A 1,666-nucleotide genomic window follows, 5' to 3' on the forward strand; every position below is an offset into this window, starting at 1 on the left:
TTTTGAGCTTAACAATCGAAAGATTGTTTCAACTTTTTTAATGAGAGTTTGATCCTGGCTCAGGACGAACGCTGGCGGCGTGCCTAATACATGCAAGTCGAACGCTTCTTTTTCATCGAACTTCGGTTCACCGAAAAAGAAGAGTGGCGGACGGGTGAGTAACACGTGGGTAACCTACCCATCAGCGGGGGATAACACTTGGAAACAGGTGCTAATACCGCATAATCTTTTTCTTCGCCTGAAGGAAAAGTGAAAGACGCTTTTGCGTCACTGATGGATGGACCCGCGCTGCATTAGCTAGTTGGTGGGGTAACGGCTCACCAAGGCCACGATGCATAGCCGACCTGAGAGGGTGATCGGCCACACTGGGACTGAGAACGGCCCAGACTCCTACGGGAGGCAGCAGTAGGGAATCTTCGGCAATGGACGGAAGTCTGACCGAGCAACGCCGCGTGAGTGAAGAAGGTTTTCGGATCGTAAAACTCTGTTGTTAGAGAAGAACAAGGATGAGAGTAGAATGTTCATCCCTTGACGGTATCTAACCAGAAAGCCACGGCTAACTACGTGCCAGCAGCCGCGGTAATACGTAGGTGGCAAGCGTTGTCCGGATTTATTGGGCGTAAAGCGAGCGCAGGCGGTTCTTTAAGTCTGATGTGAAAGCCCCCGGCTTAACCGGGGAGGGTCATTGGAAACTGGAGAACTTGAGTGCAGAAGAGGAGAGTGGAATTCCATGTGTAGCGGTGAAATGCGTAGATATATGGAGGAACACCAGTGGCGAAGGCGACTCTCTGGTCTGTAACTGACGCTGAGGCTCGAAAGCGTGGGGAGCGAACAGGATTAGATACCCTGGTAGTCCACGCCGTAAACGATGAGTGCTAAGTGTTGGAGGGTTTCCGCCCTTCAGTGCTGCAGTTAACGCATTAAGCACTCCGCCTGGGGAGTACGGCCGCAAGGCTGAAACTCAAAGGAATTGACGGGGGCCCGCACAAGCGGTGGAGCATGTGGTTTAATTCGAAGCAACGCGAAGAACCTTACCAGGTCTTGACATCCTTTGACCACTCTAGAGATAGAGCTTTCCCTTCGGGGACAAAGTGACAGGTGGTGCATGGTTGTCGTCAGCTCGTGTCGTGAGATGTTGGGTTAAGTCCCGCAACGAGCGCAACCCTTATTGTTAGTTGCCATCATTTAGTTGGGCACTCTAGCGAGACTGCCGGTGACAAACCGGAGGAAGGTGGGGATGACGTCAAATCATCATGCCCCTTATGACCTGGGCTACACACGTGCTACAATGGGAGGTACAACGAGTCGCCAAGCCGCGAGGCCTAGCTAATCTCTTAAAACCTCTCTCAGTTCGGATTGTAGGCTGCAACTCGCCTACATGAAGCCGGAATCGCTAGTAATCGCGGATCAGCATGCCGCGGTGAATACGTTCCCGGGCCTTGTACACACCGCCCGTCACACCACGAAAGTTTGTAACACCCGAAGTCGATGAGGTAACCTTTTGGAGCCAGTCGCCTAAGGTGGGATAGATGATTGGGGTGAAGTCGTAACAAGGTAGCCGTATCGGAAGGTGCGGCTGGATCACCTCCTTTCTAAGGAATTTGTTTGAAGCATGAGTTTTTACTTGTGTCACTCAAACAGTACGGAAACTACACATCGTTGATTG

General features: G+C 51.7%; 1 rRNA gene. It reads left to right on the top strand.

The features are described from left to right. The first annotated feature begins 36 nt into the window (after positions 1–36). Positions 37–1,592, top strand: a 16S ribosomal RNA gene (locus tag ACYSNO_RS12320). The last annotated feature ends 74 nt before the right edge of the window (positions 1,593–1,666 follow it).

It is taken from the genome of Enterococcus sp. LJL98 (assembly GCF_054871745.1).